At 66.0% G+C, this 19,286-nt stretch carries 16 protein-coding genes; 6 read left to right on the top strand and 10 right to left on the bottom strand.

Going from position 1 to position 19,286, the window contains the following annotated elements; genetic code table 11:
* Positions 1-12 precede the first annotated feature (12 nt).
* The 6 genes from JG743_RS02245 to JG743_RS02220 are packed head-to-tail and all read left to right on the top strand — an operon-like array spanning position 13 to position 7,119.
* Positions 13-873 (top strand): FAD binding domain-containing protein, encoded by an 861-nt coding sequence (locus JG743_RS02245; RefSeq protein ID WP_202297784.1) that lies wholly within the window; start codon positions 13-15, stop codon positions 871-873.
* Positions 870-3,665: a molybdopterin-dependent oxidoreductase gene (locus JG743_RS02240; RefSeq protein WP_202297782.1), complete on the top strand. Its 2,796-nt coding sequence runs from the start codon at positions 870-872 to the stop codon at positions 3,663-3,665. Before JG743_RS02245 ends, JG743_RS02240 begins: the two co-directional genes overlap by 4 nt.
* Positions 3,662-5,203, top strand: coding sequence for a 6-hydroxynicotinate reductase (locus tag JG743_RS02235; RefSeq protein WP_202297780.1), 1,542 nt, complete (start codon positions 3,662-3,664; stop codon positions 5,201-5,203). The genes JG743_RS02240 and JG743_RS02235 overlap by 4 nt, the downstream gene beginning before the upstream one ends.
* Positions 5,203-6,084 (top strand): UPF0280 family protein, encoded by an 882-nt coding sequence (locus JG743_RS02230; protein WP_202297778.1) that lies wholly within the window; start codon positions 5,203-5,205, stop codon positions 6,082-6,084. Before JG743_RS02235 ends, JG743_RS02230 begins: the two co-directional genes overlap by 1 nt.
* A complete protein-coding gene (locus JG743_RS02225; RefSeq protein ID WP_202297776.1) occupies positions 6,077-6,661 on the top strand; it encodes an amino acid synthesis family protein in 585 nt (194 codons plus the stop codon). Before JG743_RS02230 ends, JG743_RS02225 begins: the two co-directional genes overlap by 8 nt.
* Entirely contained in the window at positions 6,658-7,119 is a 462-nt protein-coding gene (locus JG743_RS02220; RefSeq protein ID WP_202302389.1) for a MarR family winged helix-turn-helix transcriptional regulator, read from the top strand. The genes JG743_RS02225 and JG743_RS02220 overlap by 4 nt, the downstream gene beginning before the upstream one ends.
* Positions 7,120-7,194: 75 nt before the next feature.
* Here the strand turns inward: JG743_RS02220 and JG743_RS02215 are convergent, their stop codons facing one another.
* From JG743_RS02215 to JG743_RS02170, 10 genes are all read right to left on the bottom strand, one after another.
* Positions 7,195-8,592, bottom strand: a complete 1,398-nt coding sequence (locus tag JG743_RS02215; RefSeq protein ID WP_202297774.1) for an NAD(P)(+) transhydrogenase (Re/Si-specific) subunit beta — start codon at positions 8,590-8,592, stop codon at positions 7,195-7,197.
* A 1-nt stretch (position 8,593) separates the two neighbouring features.
* Complete coding sequence (locus tag JG743_RS02210) at positions 8,594-9,013, bottom strand: proton-translocating transhydrogenase family protein (protein WP_127282905.1); 420 nt, start codon at positions 9,011-9,013, stop codon at positions 8,594-8,596.
* Entirely contained in the window at positions 9,013-10,278 is a 1,266-nt protein-coding gene (locus JG743_RS02205; protein ID WP_202297772.1) for a Re/Si-specific NAD(P)(+) transhydrogenase subunit alpha, read from the bottom strand. The genes JG743_RS02210 and JG743_RS02205 overlap by 1 nt, the downstream gene beginning before the upstream one ends.
* Positions 10,279-10,364: 86 nt before the next feature.
* The gene (locus tag JG743_RS02200) at positions 10,365-10,589 is read right to left on the bottom strand and encodes an aa3-type cytochrome c oxidase subunit IV (protein WP_202297762.1); all 225 of its coding nucleotides are present in this window, start codon (positions 10,587-10,589) and stop codon (positions 10,365-10,367) included.
* 165 nt (positions 10,590-10,754) lie between these two features.
* Positions 10,755-10,904, bottom strand: coding sequence for a DUF3096 domain-containing protein (locus tag JG743_RS02195; protein WP_202297760.1), 150 nt, complete (start codon positions 10,902-10,904; stop codon positions 10,755-10,757).
* Positions 10,905-11,057: 153 nt separating this feature from the next.
* Positions 11,058-11,744 carry an N-acyl amino acid synthase FeeM domain-containing protein gene (locus JG743_RS02190; RefSeq protein ID WP_244673045.1) on the bottom strand — a complete coding sequence of 229 codons (687 nt, stop codon included), beginning with the start codon at positions 11,742-11,744 and terminating at the stop codon, positions 11,058-11,060.
* Between the two features lie 223 nt (positions 11,745-11,967).
* Complete coding sequence (locus tag JG743_RS02185) at positions 11,968-14,283, bottom strand: putative bifunctional diguanylate cyclase/phosphodiesterase (RefSeq protein ID WP_202297750.1); 2,316 nt, start codon at positions 14,281-14,283, stop codon at positions 11,968-11,970.
* A gap of 92 nt (positions 14,284-14,375) precedes the next feature.
* Entirely contained in the window at positions 14,376-17,885 is a 3,510-nt protein-coding gene (locus tag JG743_RS02180; protein ID WP_342215690.1) for an indolepyruvate ferredoxin oxidoreductase family protein, read from the bottom strand.
* A 169-nt stretch (positions 17,886-18,054) separates the two neighbouring features.
* Complete coding sequence (locus JG743_RS02175; protein WP_202297746.1) at positions 18,055-18,582, bottom strand: hypothetical protein; 528 nt, start codon at positions 18,580-18,582, stop codon at positions 18,055-18,057.
* Entirely contained in the window at positions 18,575-19,183 is a 609-nt protein-coding gene (locus tag JG743_RS02170) for a CGNR zinc finger domain-containing protein (protein WP_202297744.1), read from the bottom strand. Before JG743_RS02170 ends, JG743_RS02175 begins: the two co-directional genes overlap by 8 nt.
* Positions 19,184-19,286 lie beyond the last annotated feature (103 nt).

The raw sequence follows: 19,286 nt of genomic DNA, 5'->3' as shown, positions 1-19,286 counted from the left end.
GGAAGGCAAAGCGTGATCCGTTACGCGAAACCCACCACGGTCGACGAGGCGCTCGCCTTGCTTGGCGAGGATCGCTGGCGCATCCTGGCGGGCGGCACCGATTTCTATCCGGCGCAAGGCAACAAGCCGTTTCGCGAAAACATCCTCGACATCAACGGCCTGACGGCCCTGCGCGGCATCGCTGAAAGCGAGACGCACTGGCTGATCGGCGCGCGAACCACCTGGACCGATCTGGTCCGCCATCCGCTGCCGGGCGCCTTCGATGCGCTGAAGGCGGCCGCGCGCGAAGTCGGCTCGGTTCAGATACAGAATGTCGCCTCGATCGCCGGCAATCTCTGCAACGCCTCGCCCGCCGCCGATGGCGTGCCGCCACTGCTGGTGCTCGACGCCGAGGTCGAACTGCGCTCGGCCAAGGCAGCGCGCCGTCTGCCGCTCGGCGAATTCATCCTCGGCAATCGCCGCACCGCCCTGGCGTCGGGCGAGATGGTCACCGCCATCCGGGTCCCGAAGCGGGCGGCCGGCGGCACATCGACTTTCGTCAAGCTCGGCGCGCGGCGCTATCTGGTCATCTCCATCGCCATGGCGGCGGCGCGCCTCGTCGTCGAGGACGGCGTGGTCGCCGAGGCGGCCGTCGCCGTCGGCGCCTGCTCGGCGGTCGCCAAGCGCCTTGCGGGCGTCGAGGCGGCCTTGCTCGGCCTGCCGGCCAACGACGCCATTTCCCATGCCGTGCTCGCCGCGCCGATCGACGAACTGTCGCCGATCGCCGACGTGCGCGGCAGCGCCGAATACCGGCTGGATGCGGCGCGCGAGATCGTCGCCCGCGCCGTGCTCGGCGCCATCGGCCACGCTGCTGGCGACAAGGTGGCCGCATGAGCAAAGTTCAGCCTCAGATGAACGAAGTCCATCCCGGCATGAGCGTGGAACACACCGACATCGCCTTCAAGGTCAACGGCGCTGCCGTCAGCGTCGCCGTGCCGCCGGTACGTCGCCTTTCCCAGGTGTTGCGCGACGAATTGCGGCTGACCGGCACCAAGGTCGGCTGCGATGCCGGCGACTGCGGTGCCTGCACCGTGCTGGTCGACGGCAACCCGGTCTGCGCCTGCCTGGTGCCGGCGGCTTCCGTGTCGGGCGCGGCCGTCACCACCGTCGAGGGTCTTGCGAATGGCAGGCTGTCGGCGCTGCAGGCCTCGTTCCTGGAGCATGGCGCGGCGCAATGCGGCATCTGCACGCCGGGCCTGCTGGTGGCGGCGACCGCACTTCTCGAACGCAATCCCCAGCCGAGCGAGGCCGAGACGCAGGACGCGTTGGGCGGCGTGCTGTGCCGCTGCACCGGCTACCGCAAGATCATCGCCGCCGTCATGGACGCATCGCGTCGTGTCGACAGCCTCGATCCTCGCATGCCAGAAGCTGGCCGCGCCGTCGGCGCCTCGCCGATCCGCCTCGATGGCGTGCCGAAGGTCACCGGCGACGAGAAGTTTGGCGGCGACTCCTTCCCGGCCGATGCTTTGGCCGTACTTGTGGTCCGCTCGCCGCACTACCATGCCCGCTTCGCCTTCGGCGATCTTGAAGCCTGGGCGGACGCCCGCCACGGCATCGCCGGCGTCTTCACGGCCGCCGACATTCCCGGCCACAACTGCTTCGGCGTCATCGGTCCCTTCGCCGACCAGCCGGCCCTCGCGGAAGGCTTCGCGCGCTTTCGCGGCGAGGCGGTGGCGCTGGTTGCTGGCGAGCGTGAGGCGATCCTCGATCTCGACCTGACGGACTTTCCGGTCTCCTGGACCGAACTGCCGCACGCCCTGCAGCCCTGCGATGCGAAAGCCGATGGCGCGGCGCTACTTCATCCACACCGCCTCGCGAACCTGCTCACCTCCGGCTTTGTCGAACGCGGCGATCCTGACGCCGCCCTGGCCGGTGCCGCGGTCACCGTGTCCGGCGCCATCGAAACCTCCTATGTCGAGCACGCCTATATCGAGCCGGAAGCCGGCTATGCTTACATGGACGGCGACACGCTCGTCGTCGTCGCCTGCACGCAGGCGCCCTATATGGACCGCGACGACACGGCAAAGGTGCTCGGTCTTCCCGCAGACAAGGTGCGCATCGTGCCGACCGCCACCGGCGGCGGCTTCGGCTCCAAGCTCGACGTCTCGCTGCAGCCTCTCATCGGCCTGGTGGCGATGAAGACGGGCCGCCCGGCGGCCCTTGCCTACACCCGCAACGAATCGATGGTCTCGACCACCAAGCGTCATCCCGCCGAAATGCAGGCGACGATCGGCGCCGATGTCGGCGGCCGCGTCACCGGCATGGTCTTTTCCGGCGATTTCAACACCGGCGCCTATGCCAGTTGGGGCCCGACCGTCGCCAATCGCGTGCCGGTGCATGCCTCCGGCCCCTATTTGACGCCGAACTACCGCGCCGAGGGCCGCGCCATCCACACCAACGGCCCGATCTCCGGCGCCTTCCGCGGCTTCGGCGTGCCGCAGGCGACGATCATGCAGGAGACGCTCTACGATGAGCTCGCCGGCAAGCTCGGCATGGATCGCCTCGATTTCCGCCTTAGAAACTGCCTTCGTAACGGCACCGAAACGGTGACCGGCCAGCGCCTGGAGTCTGGCGTCGGCATCGGCGAATGCCTGGAGTCGCTGCGCCCGCATTGGGCCCGCTCGCTCGCCGAGGTCGCGGCGTTCAATGCCAGCAACGAGGACAGAAAGCGAGGCGTCGGCGTGGCTTCCTGCTGGTATGGCTGCGGCAACACCTCGCTGCCCAACCCCTCGACCATCAAGGTCGGCATCTCGGCCGCGGGCGAGGTCGTGCTGCACCAGGGCGCCGTCGATATCGGCCAGGGATCGAATACCGTCATCAGCCAGATCTGCGCCGACGCGCTCGGCCTGCCGCTGGAAAAATTCCGCCTGAAGGGCGCCGATACAGCGATCACGCCCGACGCCGGCAAGACGTCCGCCTCGCGCCAGACTTTTGTGACCGGCAAGGCAGCCGAGAAGGCAGGCCGCGCGCTGCGTGAAAAAATCCTGCGCTTCGCCAATGTCTCTGACCGGGCGACCATCGCGCTCGACGGCTTCGGCGTCTTCATTCGCGAAGGCGACGCGACACGGCGGATCGACCTGTCTGAGCTGAAGGCCGATGCCGACGGGCTGGTGTTCGTTGCGGAAGAAACCTACGACCCGCCGACGCTGCCGTTGGACGCCAAGGGCCAGGGCAAGCCTTACGCCGTCTATGGCTATGGCGCGCAGATCGCCGAGCTGGAGGTCGATCTCAAGCTGGGCACCGTAAAGCTGATCAAGATCACCGCCGCGCACGATGTCGGCAAGGCGATCAATCCGCTGCTGGTCGAAGGTCAGATCGAGGGCGGCATCGCGCAAGGCATCGGCATGGCGCTGATGGAGGAATACATCCCCGGCCGCACCGAGAACCTGCACGACTACCTCATCCCGACCATCGGCGACGTGCCGCCGGTCGAGCACATACTGGTCGAGGTTCCGGACCCGGAAGGGCCCTTCGGCGCCAAGGGCCTGGGCGAGCACGTGCTGATCCCGACCGCGCCGGCGATCCTCAACGCCATCCGCCACGCCACCGGCGTGCTGGTCACCAAGGTGCCGGCGACACCGAGCCGCATCCGCGCGGCGATCCGCGACAAGGAGGCACGCCGATGAGCGAGCTCGCCGAACGTTTTGAGACGCACGACCCGGGCGAGAAGCAGGTGGCGGAGAAGATCCGCTGCGATGCCTGCCCGGTCATGTGCTACATCGCCGACGGCCGCACCGGCGCCTGCGACCGCTACGGCAATGTCGGCGGCCGCATCGTGCGCATGGATCCGCTGACCATCCTCGACCACGCGGCCGAGACCGGCGGCGCGGTCGTACCGTTCGTCGCCGAGGGCGAGGCCTGGAACGGCGAACTGGTCAACACCGGCCGGCGCTTCGTCAGCGCCATCGGCGCCGGCACCACCTATCCCGACTACAAACCCGCGCCATTCATCGTCAGCCAGGAGGTCGAGGGCGTCGATCTCGTCACCGTCGTCACCGAGGGCATCTTCTCCTACTGCGGCGTCAAGGTGAAGATCGACACCGACCGTCACATCGGTGACGAGACGGCAACCGTGCGCTCCGAAGGCGAGGCGATCGGCCATGTCACGACAGGCGAATACGGCTCGCAGATGCTGTCGCTCGGCGGCGTGCATCACCTGACCGGCGGCTCCAAGGCGGAGGGCCGCGCGACCTGCGACGCGCTGCTCAACCTCTGCAACCGCAAGCCGGTGGAGCTCACCATCGACGGCGGCGCAACGGTAATCGTCGAGGCCGGCAAACCGCCGGTCATCGACGGCAAGGTCGAGCACCGCATGCGCGTCGGCTGCGGCTCGGCCACCATCGGCATGTTCGCCACGCAATGGCGCGGTCTGGTCGACGAGGTGGTGGTGGTCGACGACCACATCACCGGCGTCGTCTCCGAGCATCAGGCCGGCAAGGTGCTGGGCTGGCAGGATACGGGGATAAAAATCATCGGCCGCCGCTCGACGCCCGGCCGCTATTTCAAGGTCTCGGAGCCCGGCCTCGGCTGGGGCGGCACCACGATTTCCGATCCGCTGTCGATCCTCGGCGAATGGAACGCCAAGAAGGGCGCGCGGCCTGGCCTGTCGCTGCTGATGGTTTCCACCACCGGCGAGCAGTTCGCCTATTACGAGCTCGACGATGAGCTAAAGCCCGTCCAAAAACCGTTCCCCGAGCGGCTGCAGAAATCGGTCGGGCTGATCGAGGACAATTGCGAGCCGGCGCTGTGCACCGTGCTGTTCATAGGCGGCGCCGGCGGCTCGCTGCGCGCCGGCGTCACCGAGAACCCGGTCAACCTCACCCGCTCGGTGCAGGGCCTGAGGACTTACGTGACGGTAGGCGGCGCGCCGGTCTATGTCTGGCCGGGCGGCGGCATCACGCTGATGGTCGACGTCACCCGCGTGCCGGAAGGCGCCTTCGGCTATGTGCCGACACCGGCGCTGGTGGCGCCGATCGAGTTCACCTTGCGCCGCGACGACTATGTCAGGTTGGGCGGCTACGAGGCGGAGATACGCAGCGTCGAGGATATCCTCGCCAGGGGCGGCGAGTATCTCAATCCCCGCCGTGGCGCCGGCGCCGCGGTCAACAACCCCTGGCCGCCGCTGGCGCAGCTGCGGCGTGCCGCGGCGAACGGGGCCGGATGATGACCGGCCCGCAGGCGCACTGGCTCGCCGACGGCAGGCGGCTTCACCTCAACCATGGGCCGATCGACCTGGTCGTCGAGGTCTTTGGCGAGGCGGGCGAATGCCGCGCCGCCTACGGTCAGGCCCTCGCGCGCTTCCAGACGATTCTGCCGGAACTGGTCGTGGAGCTTCCCGAGCTGCGCCGCCCGGCCGCCTTGCGCCTTCGCGCCTTTGCCGGGCCGACCGCGCGCCGCATGGAGGCCGCTGTCGCGCCGCTGGCGGAAACATTCATCACGCCGATGGCGGCCGTCGCCGGATCGGTAGCCGACGAAATTCTTGCGGCGCTGCTTGCCGGACGAAAGCTCGACCGCGCCTATGTCAACAATGGCGGCGACAGCGCCTTCCATCTTGGCGCCGGACAATTGATGACCTTGGCCATAGCCGGCACCGGGCATGGCCTTGCCGACCGCATCACCGTTCATGCCGAAGATGGCGTACGCGGCGTCGCGACCAGCGGCTGGCGCGGCCGCTCGTTTTCGCTCGGCATCGCCGACGCCGTCACCGTGCTGGCGCGGACCGGCGCCGAGGCCGACGCCGCGGCAACGCTCATCGCCAACGCCGTCGATCTGCCCGGACACGCTGCCATCACGCGCGTGCCGGCACGCGATCTTGCGCCCGACAGCGATCTCGGCGACCTGCTGGTGACACAGGGCGTCGGGGCGCTTTCGCAGGGCGAGGTGGCGCGGGCGCTGGACAACGGGCTTGCCGTCGCCGAAGAGTTTCGCCGGCGCGGCCTGGTCGCCGCCTCGGCGCTTTTCCTTGCCGGTGAGACACGCATCAGTGGTTCCGTGGCGCTCGTCGCGCCCAACAAGCACAAAGCGAAGGAAACTGCCCATGCCTGAATTTCCGATCCGCAAGATCGCGGTCCTGACTGAAGAGATATTTCACGACGGCGGTCCGATGGCGAAGCAGCCACGCCGCCGCGCCGCCGCCCTTGCCGTGGTGAAGAACCCCTTCGCCGGCCGCTACGTCGAAGAGCTGCAGGGCGCCATGGACGACTTGAAGCCGCTCGGCCTGATGCTGGCAGATCGGCTGATCGCGGCGCTCGGTGGCGACGTGAAGGAGATCGATGGCTACGGCAAGGGCGCCATCGTCGGCTCCGCCGGCGAGCTGGAGCACGGCGCGCTCTGGCACGTGCCCGGTGGCTACGCCATGCGCGAGCGCCTGGGCGGCGCCAAGGCGATCGTGCCGTCGGCCAAGAAGGTCGGCGCCTTCGGTTCGCGGCTCGACGTGCCGCTCGGCCACATCAACGCCGCCTATGTGCGCAGCCATTTCGACGCCATGGAGGTCGGCGTCAGCGACGGGCCGCGTCCCGACGAGATCCTGTTCTGCCTCGCCATGACCTGCGGCCCGCGCGTGCATGATCGCATGGGCGGCCTCGTGGCCGAGGACATCAAGGCGTGGGACGGGTTGAGATGAGCGGCGAGGACAATCTGCTGCGTCTCGTCGAGGCCGAGGAGCCGGACGAAAACGGCTATCATTTGCAGGATCAGGTCGGCTTCATCCTGCGCAAGGCGCATCAGCGCCACGTCGCGATCTTCGCCGCGCAAATCGCCGATCTGACGCCGCCGCAGTTCGCTGCGCTCGCCAAGCTCCACGACATCGGCGAGAGCTCGCAGAATCAGCTCGGCACCTTCATCGCCATGGACGCCGCGACGGTGAAAGGCGTCATCGACCGGCTGAAGGCGCGCGGCCTTGTGGAGGTCTCAAAGCACGAAGTCGACAAGCGCCGCCTGCTGGTCAACCTGACGGCGCAGGGCCGTGAGGCGATCGAGCGTCTGATCCCGCTTGCTCGCGCCATCACGGAGGAAACTCTGGCGCCGCTGTCGGCCAAGGAGGCCGCCACCTTCATGCGCCTTCTGGCGAAGCTGGCGTAAGGCGCGGACGGCGGGATACAAAAAGCCCGGCGCGGAGCCGGGCTTTTTCTCATGCATCTGAGGGTGCTGGCCGGATCAGTGATCCATGGCCTTGACGATTTCCTCGGTCATCTTCTTGGCGTCGCCAAGCAGCATCATAGTGCCGTCCTTGTAGAACAGCGTGTTGTCGATGCCGGCATAGCCGGAGCCGAGCGAGCGCTTCACGAACAGGCAGGTGCGGGCCTTGTCGACGTCGAGGATCGGCATGCCGTAGATGGGCGACGACTTGTCGTCGCGCGCCGACGGGTTGGTGACGTCGTTGGCGCCGATGACATAGGCGACGTCGGCCTGCGCGAACTCGGAGTTGATGTCCTCGAGCTCGAACACCTCGTCATAGGGCACGTTGGCTTCGGCCAAGAGCACGTTCATGTGGCCGGGCATGCGGCCGGCGACGGGGTGGATGGCGTATTTGACCTCGACGCCATTGGCCTTGAGCTTGTCGGCCATTTCGCGCAGCGCGTGCTGCGCCTGCGCGACCGCCATGCCGTAGCCGGGCACGATGATGACCTTCTGCGCGTTCATCATCAGATAGGCGGCATCGTCGGCCGAGCCCTGCTTGACCGTACGCTCGATGCCGTCGTCGGCAGCCGCTGCCGTCTCGCCGCCGAAGCCGCCGAGGATGACGGAGATGAAGGAGCGGTTCATGCCCTTGCACATGATGTAGGACAGGATCGCGCCCGACGAGCCGACCAGCGCGCCGGTGATGATCAGCGCCAGGTTGCCGAGCGTGAAGCCAAGCGCGGCAGCCGCCCAGCCTGAGTAGGAATTCAGCATCGACACGACCACCGGCATATCGGCGCCGCCGATCGGGATGATCAAGAGCACGCCGAGCACCAGCGACGCCGCGACGATCAGCCAGAAGACGAGCTTCGATTCGGTGGTGACGAGCAGCACGATCAGCACCACCAGCGCGATGCCGAGCGCGATGTTGATCAAGTGGCGGCCGCCGATCATGATCGGCTTGCCGGACATGCGGCCGTCGAGCTTGAGGAAGGCGATGACCGAGCCGGTGAAGGTGATGGCGCCGATGGCCACACCCAAGCTCATCTCGATCAGCGCCTGGGCATGGATGTCGGAGACGGCGCCGATGCCGAAGCTTTCCGGCGCATAGATGGCGGCAGCCGCCACCATGACGGCGGCGAAGCCGACGAGGCTGTGGAAGGCGGCGACCAGCTGCGGCATCGAGGTCATGGCGATGCGCCGGGCGGTGACCGCGCCGACCGAACCGCCGATCAGCAGTCCGAGCACGATCAGGCCGAAGCCGCCGGCCGAAGGAATAGCCAGCGCCAACGTGGTGGCGATGGCGATGCCCATGCCGATCATGCCGTAGAGATTGCCCTGCCGGCTGGTGGTCGGGTGCGACAGGCCGCGCAGCGCCAGGATGAACAGGATGCCGGAGACCAGGTAGAGGAACGAAGCGAAGTTGGCGTTCACGTCACTTGTCCTTCTTCTTGTACATCGCCAGCATGCGCTGGGTGACGAGGAAGCCGCCGAAGATGTTGACGGAGACGAGCATCAGCGCAACGAAGCCGAAGCCCGTGGCAAGGCCGGAGGCCGAGATGCCGACGGCGAGCAACGCGCCGACCACGATCACCGAGGAGATGGCGTTGGTGACGGCCATCAGCGGCGTGTGCAGCGCCGGCGTCACCGACCAGACGACATAGTAGCCGACGAAGATCGCCAGCACGAAAATGGCGAAGCGGAAGACGAACGGGTCGATGGCGCCGCCGGAGAGCGCATGGGCGGCGTCACCCGCCGCCTCGGCGCCGGGAGCGGTGGCCAGGTCCTGCACCGCGAGCCTGACGGCGGCGGTCGCCTGGTCGAGCTGGTCAAGGGCTTTCTGCAAGGCGTCCATCACGCGATCCCCTTCGGCTTGGCAGCGGTAGGTTTCTTCGCCGCGGCCTTCTTCACAGCAGGTTTGGCCGAGGCATCGGCGACCATCGTCGTCGCCGGGACTGCGGCCGGTTCGACGCGGGGCTCTTCGACCGCCTTGGCGAAGGCGGGATGCACGACCTTGCCGCCATCGGTCAGCATGGTCGCCTTGACCAGCTCGTCGTCGCGCTTGATGGCAAGCGTCTTGCTCTCCTTGTCGACCAGCGTCTCGAGGAAAGCAAAAAGGTTCTTGGCGTAGAGCAGCGAGGCCGAAGCCGCGACGCGGCCGGGCACGTTGAGATGGCCGACGATCTTGACGCCGTTCTCCGTGGTCACGACCTTGCCGGGCACCGCTCCCTCGACATTGCCGCCGCGCTCGACCGCGAGGTCGACGATCACCGAGCCCGGCTTCATCGAGGCGACCATCGCGGCCGAGACCAGCTTCGGCGCCGGACGGCCGGGGATCAGCGCCGTGGTGATGACGATATCCTGCTTGGCGATGTGCTCTGCCGTTAGCGCCGCCTGCTTGGCCTGGTATTCCTTGGACATTTCCTTGGCGTAGCCGCCCGCCGTCTCGGCCGCCTTGAACTCCTCGTCCTCGACCGCCAGGAATTTCGCGCCGAGCGACTGCACCTGCTCCTTCACCGCCGGACGCACGTCGGTCGCCGTGACCACGGCGCCGAGCCGTCGCGCGGTGGCGATGGCCTGCAGGCCGGCGACGCCGACGCCCATGATGAAGGCCTTGGCCGCCGGCACGGTGCCGGCCGCCGTCATCATCATCGGCAGCGCGCGGTCATATTCGGCAGCGGCGTCGATGACTGCCTGGTAGCCGGCGAGATTGGCCTGCGAGGACAGGACGTCCATCGACTGCGCGCGGGTGATGCGCGGCATGAATTCCATCGAGAAGGCGGTGACGCCGGCCTTGGCCAGTGCGGCGACGGCGGCATCGTTGCCGTAAGGGTCCATGATGGCGATGACGGCCGCACCCGACTTGTAGCCTTTCAGCTCGGCATCGGTCGGACGGCGCACCTTCAGCACCACATCGGCCTTCGAGGCGTCGGAGGCCTTGCCGATCGCGGCGCCCGCCTTGGCGAATTCCTCGTCGGGAATGCGCGAGCCGGTGCCCGCGCCTTTTTCGACGACGACGTCGAAACCGAGGCCCGCCAGCCGCTTCACCGTGTCCGGCGAGGCAGCGACGCGCTGCTCGTTCGCGTCGAGCTCACGAGGGATGAAAACCGTCTGTCCCACCGCATGATCCTTTCGGCTGGAACCTGTCTGCGCAAGGCGCCGGCCGGACCTCCGGTAGCGTCATCGGCAAGGGGTTTTGGAAGAGTCTACCGCAGAACGAAGGCGCCGGCGGCCAGGATCACGGCCCAGAGGATGACCGCCGAGAAGAAGCCGCCCACGAAGAAGCCGAAAGCCATCGAGATAATCACGGCCAGGCAAAAGAGCGAACCGTATTTGGCCAGCGCCAAGAAGCCCGCATAGGTGCGGTCGTGCTCGGCATAGTCCATCTTCGCGCCCAGTTCGACAGGACCGGTCGGCGTGTGATCAGCCATAGGAATACCCCTTCGAAGACATCTTGGAGGCACATAGCGAAAAGCTGGACGCAGAGCAATGGCGCTATTGCCGCATCGCCCGGCACAACAGCCTCAAATGAAAATTGAAGGCGGCGGCCTGGCAGGCCGTCGGCCGCAAGGTGGGCTATTGCGGTTTTCGGACCGTCAGCCGGCGAGATGCGGGAAGAGTCCGAGCAGGCCGGCGATGATCAGATAGAGCGCCACGATGTAGTTCAAGAGCCTGGGCATCACCAGGATCAGCACGCCGGCGATCAGCGAGATCAGCGGAGTGACGGTGAGCGCGGAAATGGTCATGTCGGTATCCTTTCCATAAGCGATGGCAGCCAGCTTGGGGCAATGCAATCCACAGGTGGTGCCCGTCGCCTTCTACAACGTCGAAAAGCCCTGAAAGCTCCAGCTGATGCATGTCGCCATGCAGCTGCTTCAGCGCGACGACGCCCGGAAGGCTCAGGCCGCTTCGAAATACTTGGCGGTGGGGAGGATGGTCAGCGGCGCCAATTCGCCCCTCTTCGGGCGCTGGTAAAGCATGCGCTGTTCGAACGTCGTGGAATTGAAGAACGGAAAACGATCCAGCGTCGCCTGCATGTTGTCGGAGCACTTCGACTGGAACAGATGCACGGGGACGGTAAGCCCCGGATAATTCCGCGGCGGCACCGCCTGCTCGGATCGGAAGATGCGATGATAGAAGGCGGAATGCTCTTCCTTGATGGCCGTCAGGCAATAGGTCGGCTTGAAGTGGCTGCAGGCAACGACCGCAAGCCTCAGCGTCACATAGGGCAGCACGCGCAGGCTGCTCGACCACTCGAGATCGGCGGCGAACCGGCTCGGATCGACGAAGGTCTCGCCGCCCGCCAGGCGCCGCGCCAGCACGTCGCCGAAGACATCGGTGCTGGGTGAGACAGGATACTTCGCATTGGCGTGGTGAATTCTGATGGTGCTGACGAGTGCGCCGTCGAAGAACACGCCAAAGCGATAGGAATTGGGAAGATCGTCGAACCTGTCCTTCACCATGCGGGAAGCATCGGACTTCACCATGCCTGCATGAAGGTAGGAATTGTAGCGAAGCCGATAGATCGCCTCCAGGTCTTCCGCACCGTCGCAAAGGCGATACTCGATGTGATCCAGAACTTCCATGATGTGATCTGAAAACACCGAGGGACGATGCTGACCCCTGGCCTTAGACGCCGCCAGAGGCGTACCCACCAACTGAGCTTCCACTTTTTTGCCCTCGTGCCACCGCAAAAGGACAATAGCGAACAGGTGGGGGAACCAGAAGCGAAATTGCGAGCTTTTTCGTTTACTCTAAATTAACGTTAACAAATGGTTAAACCGCAAACGCTGGGCTTTTGACGGATGTTCAGGTGGCGGCGAGCTTCGCGGCCGGCCGCAATTCGGCGGCGAAAGGCCAGGTCACGTTGGACATGGTCTCTATGCCCGACGCGCTCAGCGCGGCGCCGAAGAGGAAGCCCTGGACCAGGTCCGGCTTCACCGAGTGCAGCAGGATCTTGAGCTGCTCGAACGTCTCCACGCCTTCCACGGTGACGGTGAGGCCGAGGATCCGGGTCAGGTCGACGACGCCCTTCAGGAGGTCGAGCGAGCGCGGGTTCTGGGTGACGTCCATCAGGAACGATCGGTCGATCTTGATCTTGTCGAGCGGCAGCTTGTGCAGATAGCTCAGGCTGGAATATCCGGTGCCGAAATCGTCGAGCGCGATACGCACGCCGAGCTGCTTCAGCTCCTCGATGTACTGGCGCGTCAGCGACTTGTCGTCGAGCAGCGCGGTCTCGGTGACCTCTATCTCCAGGCGACCGGCGGCGAGCCCTGAAGTGGCCAGCGCATCGCGGACCTTCTGGATGACGTCGTGGTTGCGGAAGTCCTTGGCGGAAAGGTTGACCGAGACGCTGGTCTGGTCCGGCCATTTGGCGCATTCGGCGCAGGCCGCCTGCAGCACGAAGGTGCTGATCTCGGAGATGATGCCCATCTCCTCGGCCAGCGGGATGAAGATACTGGGCGAAATCGGCCCGAGATCGGGATGGTCCCAGCGGCACAGGGCCTCGCAACTGGCGATGCGCATCGTGGTCATCGACACGATCGGCTGATAGACGACGCGCAGCCCCTTGCTTTCCACGGCGCTGCGCAGGTCCGCCTTCATCAGCTGGCGGTTGCGGAAGGCGGCGTCCATCGATGCCTCGAACAGCCGCCAGTTGTTCTTGCCGAGCTCCTTGGCCTTGTAGAGCGCGAGGTCGGCCTTGACGATCATGGCGTCGACGTCGGTGTCCTCGACCTTGGACAGCACGGCACCGGCGCTGGCCTGGATGCGCAGCCCGTGGCCGGCGACGTCGACCTCGCCCTGCAGGTCGGCGAAGATCTGGTCGAGCAGGCCGCTCAAATGGCTTTCGTCCTCGATGCGGTCGAAGAAGATCATGAATTCGTCGCCGCCGAAGCGGCTGACCGTGATGCCTTGCCCGGCAACGGCCGCCAGCCGCTCGGCAACCGCATAGATCAGTCCGTCACCGACAGGATGGCCGAGCGTGTCGTTGACACTCTTGAAGTCGTCGAGGTCGACGACGGCCAGGCCGCATAGGCGATCCCGGTCGCCCGAGGCCATCAATTCCCCGACCAGCTCGTGGAAATAGGCGCGGTTGGGCAGGCCGGTGAGGTTGTCGTAGCGCGCCATGAAGCGGATCTTTTCCTCCGCCTCGACGCGCGCCGTGACATCCTCGAAGGTGATGACGCCGAGGTCCTGGCTGCCTTCGCGCGCCGAGAATTCGAAGTGCTGGCCGTTCGAGAAGGACACCAGAACCTTGCGGTCACGTCCCTCGCGCAGCGCGCGCGTCAGCTGCGCCTCGACATAGCGGCAGTCCTTCGGCGCCAGCATGCCGCCGGCAACGCCGCGCATCAGCAGCGAATGGATCGAACGCCCGAGCAGCTGGTCCGGCGATTTGAGCGACATCAGATGGGCGGCTTCGGCGTTGCCGACCACCACCTTGCCGTCGGGGCCAAGCATGACCAGGCCATGCGACATGGTGTTGAGGGCGCGATTGAAGCGCTGCGCCAGCTGCCTTGCCTGCTTGTGCCCGACGACGGCCGAGAACAGCACATTGCGGACGTGGTCGGCACTGCCCTTGATGATGAACATGAACGGGATGATCAGCAGGCCGAGCACGACATAGGGGATGTCGAACCTGAGAATGAGGGCGGCAGCGATAGGTCCGACGAAGGTCACTGCGAAGATCATGACCATGCGCGGCGAGCCGTAATTTCGGCCAACGACGGTCACCAGGGAGGCCAGCGTTACCGACAACGCGCCGATCTCGGCATAGGAATCCGAGTAGACATAGATGGATATGAAGCAAAAAATCCCCAGCAGTAGCCCTTGCAGGCTACCCTTCAGGATGTACTCGCGCTCCCATTTCGTTGCATCGGCGGCGTCGCGAATCTCGCCGCCCGAGCGATGGAAGCGCCGCAGGCTGAAGTAGCGCCAAACGCCGATGCCGAGCAACGCGCCGGCGAGAACTAGGAAAACCGGCTGGCCGTTGCGCCAGTAGACCATCAGGCTGACGACGGCGTGGCAGCTCGCGCCGATGACCAGCATGTGCGCGTTGTCGAACAACGAGCGCACAAACTGGATATAAACATCCACAGGGATGTTATCGGTTTTTGTTCTGCCCATTACTGGCGCCCATTGAGCCCCAGCCTTGGCATAGTCCCATTAAAAAACCTTTAGCCTGGGCTGAAACGCCCGTTTTTCGGGCGCTTTCCGGGTCATTCGGCGGCCTGGAGTTCAGGCCTTGCCGAGGCTTTCGCCAGGCGCTCCACCAGTCTCGAACGCTCGCCGGCGGCCTTTTCGGCGCTGGCCTTCCGGACATGGCCGTAGCCGCGGATCAGTGCCGGCACCGAGGCAAGGGCGGTGGCCGCCTCGATCCTGCCAGGCGCGAGTGCCGCCGTGATCAGTTCCAGGTCGGCCTCGTATTGCGCAAGCAACTGCCGCTCCATGCGCCTCTCCGCCGTATAGCCGAAGAGGTCGAAAACCGTGCCGCGCAGGCCTTTCAGCGCCGAGAGCAGGCGAAACCCCGTCATCATCCACGGGCCGAAGTTGGATTTCCTCGGGCGGCCGTCATTGCCGCGCCGGCCCAGCATCGGCGGCGCCAGATGGAATTCCAATTTCTCGTAGCTCTGGAACTGCTTTGACAGCTCGGCCGCGAAGGAACCGTCGGTATAGAGGCGCGCCACCTCATATTCGTCCTTGATCGCCATCAGCTTGAACAGGTTCCGGGCGGCGGCCTCGGTCACCACGGTCGAGCCCGGCACCGCCTTCGCCTCGGCCTCGCGCAGCACGGCCACCCGCTCGGCATAGCGCCTGCCATAGGCCGCGTTCTGATAGGCGCTGAGGAAGGCGACGCGCCGGGCGACGATCTCGTCCAGAGTCTCGGCGGGCGCGCTGGCCGCCTTGCCCGGCTGGCCGACGAGGCCGCGCACGAAATCCGGCTGATGCGCCGCGCGACGGCCCCAGCGGAACGCGGCGACGTTCATCGCCACAGCCTCGCCATTCAGTTCGATCGCCTTCTCGACCGCCTCGGCCGACAGCGGCAGCCCGCCATGCTGGAAGGCGAAACCGAGCATGAACATGTTGGCGCCGAGCGAATTGCCGAACAATTGGCTGGCGGTGCGGGTGGCGTCGAAGAAATGCGCCTTGCCGTCGCCGGCAGCACTACGGATCGCCTTTTTCAGCCGCTCGACCGGCAGCGAGAAATCGGCGGACCGGGTGAATTCGCCGGGCATGATCTCGGCGGTGTTGGCGAGGAAGATCGTATGGCCCTCGCGCACCGCCGCCAGCACCTTCTGCGCGCCGGATACGACGAGGTCGCAGCCGAGCACAAGGTCTGCCTTGCCGGCCGAAACGCGGATGGCGTGGATATCGTCCGGCGTGCGCGCGATGCGCACATGGGTGAACACCGAGCCGCCCTTCTGGGCAAGGCCCGCCATGTCGATCATGCCGCAGCCCTTGCCTTCGAGATGCGCCGCCATGCCGAGCACCGCGCCGATGGTGACCACACCGGTGCCGCCGACGCCGTCGATGACCCCGGCCCAGCCTTGCGCGCCGAGCGAAAATTCGGCCGGCGCGGGCACGCCGTCGAGCGGGTCGGTCCTGCCGGCGATGCCTTCGGCCTTCCTGATCCTCGCGCCGTGCACGGTGACGAAAGACGGACAGAAGCCGTTGACGCAGGAGAAATCCTTGTTGCAGCTCGACTGGTCGATCCGACGCTTGCGGCCGAATTCGGTCTCGACCGGCTGGATCGAGACGCAGTTGGACTGCACGCCGCAATCGCCGCATCCCTCGCAGACCAACTCGTTGATGAAGACGCGCTTGTCCGGATCGGGGAACGTGCCGCGCTTGCGGCGGCGGCGCTTCTCGGCGGCGCAGGTCTGGTCGTAGAGGAGCACGGAGATGCCCTTGACCCCGCGCAATTCGCGCTGGACGAGGTCGAGGTCGTCGCGATGATGGATGGTGGCGCCGGCCGGGAACTCGGCCTTGCCGGCGTATTTGTCCGGCTCGTCGGTGACGATGGCGATGCGCGCGACGCCTTCGGCCCGCACCTGCCTGGCGATCATGTCGACGGTCAATCCGCCTTCATGCGGCTGGCCGCCGGTCATTGCCACGGCGTCGTTGTAGAGGATCTTGTAGGTGATGTTGGCGTCGCTCGACAGCGCGAAGCGGATAGCCAGCGCGCCGGAGTGATTGTAGGTGCCGTCGCCGAGGTTCTGGAAGATGTGGTCGCGTTTCGAGAACGGCGCCTGGCCGACCCATTGCGCACCCTCGCCGCCCATCGCGGTGAAGCCGACCGTGTTGCGGTCCATCCACAGCGCCATGAAATGGCAGCCGATGCCGGCCGCGGCGAGCGATCCGTCCGGCACCTTGGTCGAGGAATTGTGCGGGCAGCCGGAGCAGAAGAAGGGCGTGCGCGAGCCGATATCGACGGTGTCGGCGAGCATGGCCTGGAACTGGCGCAATTTCGCCACCCGCGCCGCGATCTCCTCCGATGGGCCGATGGTGCGCAGGATCCGATCGCCGAGCGCGATCGCGATCTCGTTCGGGTCGAGCGCGCCCTTGGCCGGGAACAGCCAGTCGCCGCGCTCGTCCTTCTTGCCGACGATGACCGGCTGGCTGGCGGTGCCGTAGAGGTTTTCGCGCAGCTGCAGCTCGATAAGCGAGCGCTTCTCCTCGACGACGACGATGGTGTCCAGGCCGCGGGCGAATTCGGCGACATGCTGCAGGTCGAGCGGCCACGGGCAGCCGACCTTGAACAGGCGGATGCCGATGCGATTGGCGGCCGCCTCGTCGATGCCGATATCCTCCAGCGCCTGGCGCACGTCGAGATAGCTCTTGCCGATGGTGATGACGCCGAGCTTCGGGCTGCGGCCGCCGGAGTAGACGATGCGGTTCAGCCCGTTGGCATGGATGAAGGCTGAAGCCGCGGCGCGCTTGTACTCATGCAGCCGTTCTTCCTGGCCGAGCATGTCGATCTCGTGGCGGATGTTGAGGCCGCCGGGCGGCATGTCGAGTTCCGGGAGGACGATGTTCAGCCGTTCGATCGAGGCATCGACCGACGCCGTCGATTCGATGTTGTCCTTGACGCATTTGATCGCCGCCCATGTGCCGGCGAAACGCGACATGGCAAAGCCGTAGAGACCGTAGTCGATGATCTCCTGCACGCCGGCCGGGTTGAGGATCGGCACCATCGTGTCGACGAACAGGAATTCGGTGGCATGCGCGTTGGTCGAGGATTCGGCCATGTGGTCGTCGCCCATCAGGGCAAGCACGCCGCCATGCTTCGACGAGCCGGCGAGGTTGGCATGGCGGAACACGTCGCCGGAGCGGTCGACGCCCGGCCCCTTGCCGTACCAGACCGAAAAGACGCCGTCATGCGTGCCTTCGCCCAGCAATTCGGCCTGCTGCGTGCCCCAGCAGGCGGTGGCGGCGAGCTCTTCGTTGAGGCCGGGTTGGAAGACGATGTCGGACTGCGCCAGCTGCTTCTTGGCTCTCCACAGCTGCATGTCGAGGCCGCCGAGCGGCGATCCGCGATAACCGGAGACGAAGCCGGCGGTGTTCAGGCCCGCGCGGCGGTCACGCTCGCGCTGCATCAAAAGCATGCGGATGACGGCCTGCGCGCCGGAAAGGAAGATGCGCTCCTTGCCAAGGTCGAACTTGTCGTCGAGCGCGACGTCATGCAGCGTCATCAGGCATTTCCTTCGCGGAGGCGCACGGAATCGCACGGCCTACGTCGGAGTGGGACGCCGCAGTCTTTCTTCCCTTGCCGGAGAGGTCAAACGAAATCGCAGGTGCCAGACGACGCGCAACAAACCGGAAAATCGGCGGCCGTTGACGCATGCAACGGCACGAAGGGCGGTTCAGCCGAGCACGAAAATTCCAGCGACTTGAACGTCAGGTAGCCTTCGAGCAGTCGGGCTTCGGCTCGCCCGGCAGCTTGCCGTCGACATGACCGACCATGTCCTTGTTGAGCTCGTAGACCGGGCCGACCACCAGCGGGCGGTCCGGCAGCACCGACTGGTCCATCGACGAGGTCAGCGTCGTCTCGAAGCTTTGCAGCAGCGTGCCTTTGGCGTCCTCGATGCGGATCGAGATTGAATAAGGCTTGTCCTTGACCACACAGGTGAGTGGCGGGCTGGTCAGCGTTATGTGCGGCAGCTTTGGCCAGATCTTCTGGTTGACGATGATCGGATCGCCCCCGGCCGGGTTCTGGAAGCTGACAACCGCGACCTGGCCCTCTCCCATCGGTCGCAGCGGATTGAGGGTGACGACATAGGTGGCGATGCCCAGCCGATAGTTGAACTCGAACAGCTTGCCGGAAATGGCGAACAACTGCTCCTTGCCGGAATCGCGGCAGGCGCCAAGCACCGCCGCCGCCAGCAGTACGGCGCCGAGAACGATCGAGCGCGAATTCTTAGACATCGATAGCCTCCCTGGCCGCCGTGCGGCGGCGATAGTAACGGTTTGCCTTCTGCCGGTTGCCGCACACCGCCATGTCGCACCAGAGGCGGCTGGAATTGCGGCTGCGGTCGACGAACAGCCAGCTGCAGTTGGGACAGATCCTGAGCCGCGCGACCGTATCGCCGCGCAGCAGCGACAGCGCCGAGACGGCAAGGGCCGCCTCAAAGGCGATCGGCGTCGCCGGATCGCCGAACGGCCGGCCCGGCCCGCCGATTTCGGTACGGCCCTCTGCCAGGCCGTCGGCGCAGGCTGCCAGGAAACCGGGCAGGTCGCTGGTGGTGATAGCGCCCTTGGCCACCGCGTTGCGGAACAGGCGGTCGGTCGTCTCGCGGATCGACAGCACCACCGGCGCGATTGCCGCCGGTGCCGGCGCCTCCAGCTTACGGCCGCCAAGCTCGGTGGCGCGGAAGCCGCTCGCCGCCTCGGCGAAGCGCGCGATCTCCGCCGGATTGTCGAAACGGTCGAAGGTCTTTTCCGGATCGTTGCGCAGCACGACGGTGTTCGCGGTGTCGAGCGCGAGAATGCCGCCGGTGAAGCGGTGCGGGGTCCAGGATACCGTCATGCCAGAAATCTAACCGATAAATCGCGTTTGACAAGTTAGATTCCGAATGCAACCTTCCGCACAGGGTCGCGAGTTGTCGCAGCCCCTGTTTCGAGCACGCCGC

This window comes from Mesorhizobium sp. 131-2-1, from assembly GCF_016756535.1.
GTDB lineage: Bacteria > Pseudomonadota > Alphaproteobacteria > Rhizobiales > Rhizobiaceae > Mesorhizobium.
This window is presented reverse-complemented; position numbering and strand designations above follow the sequence as displayed.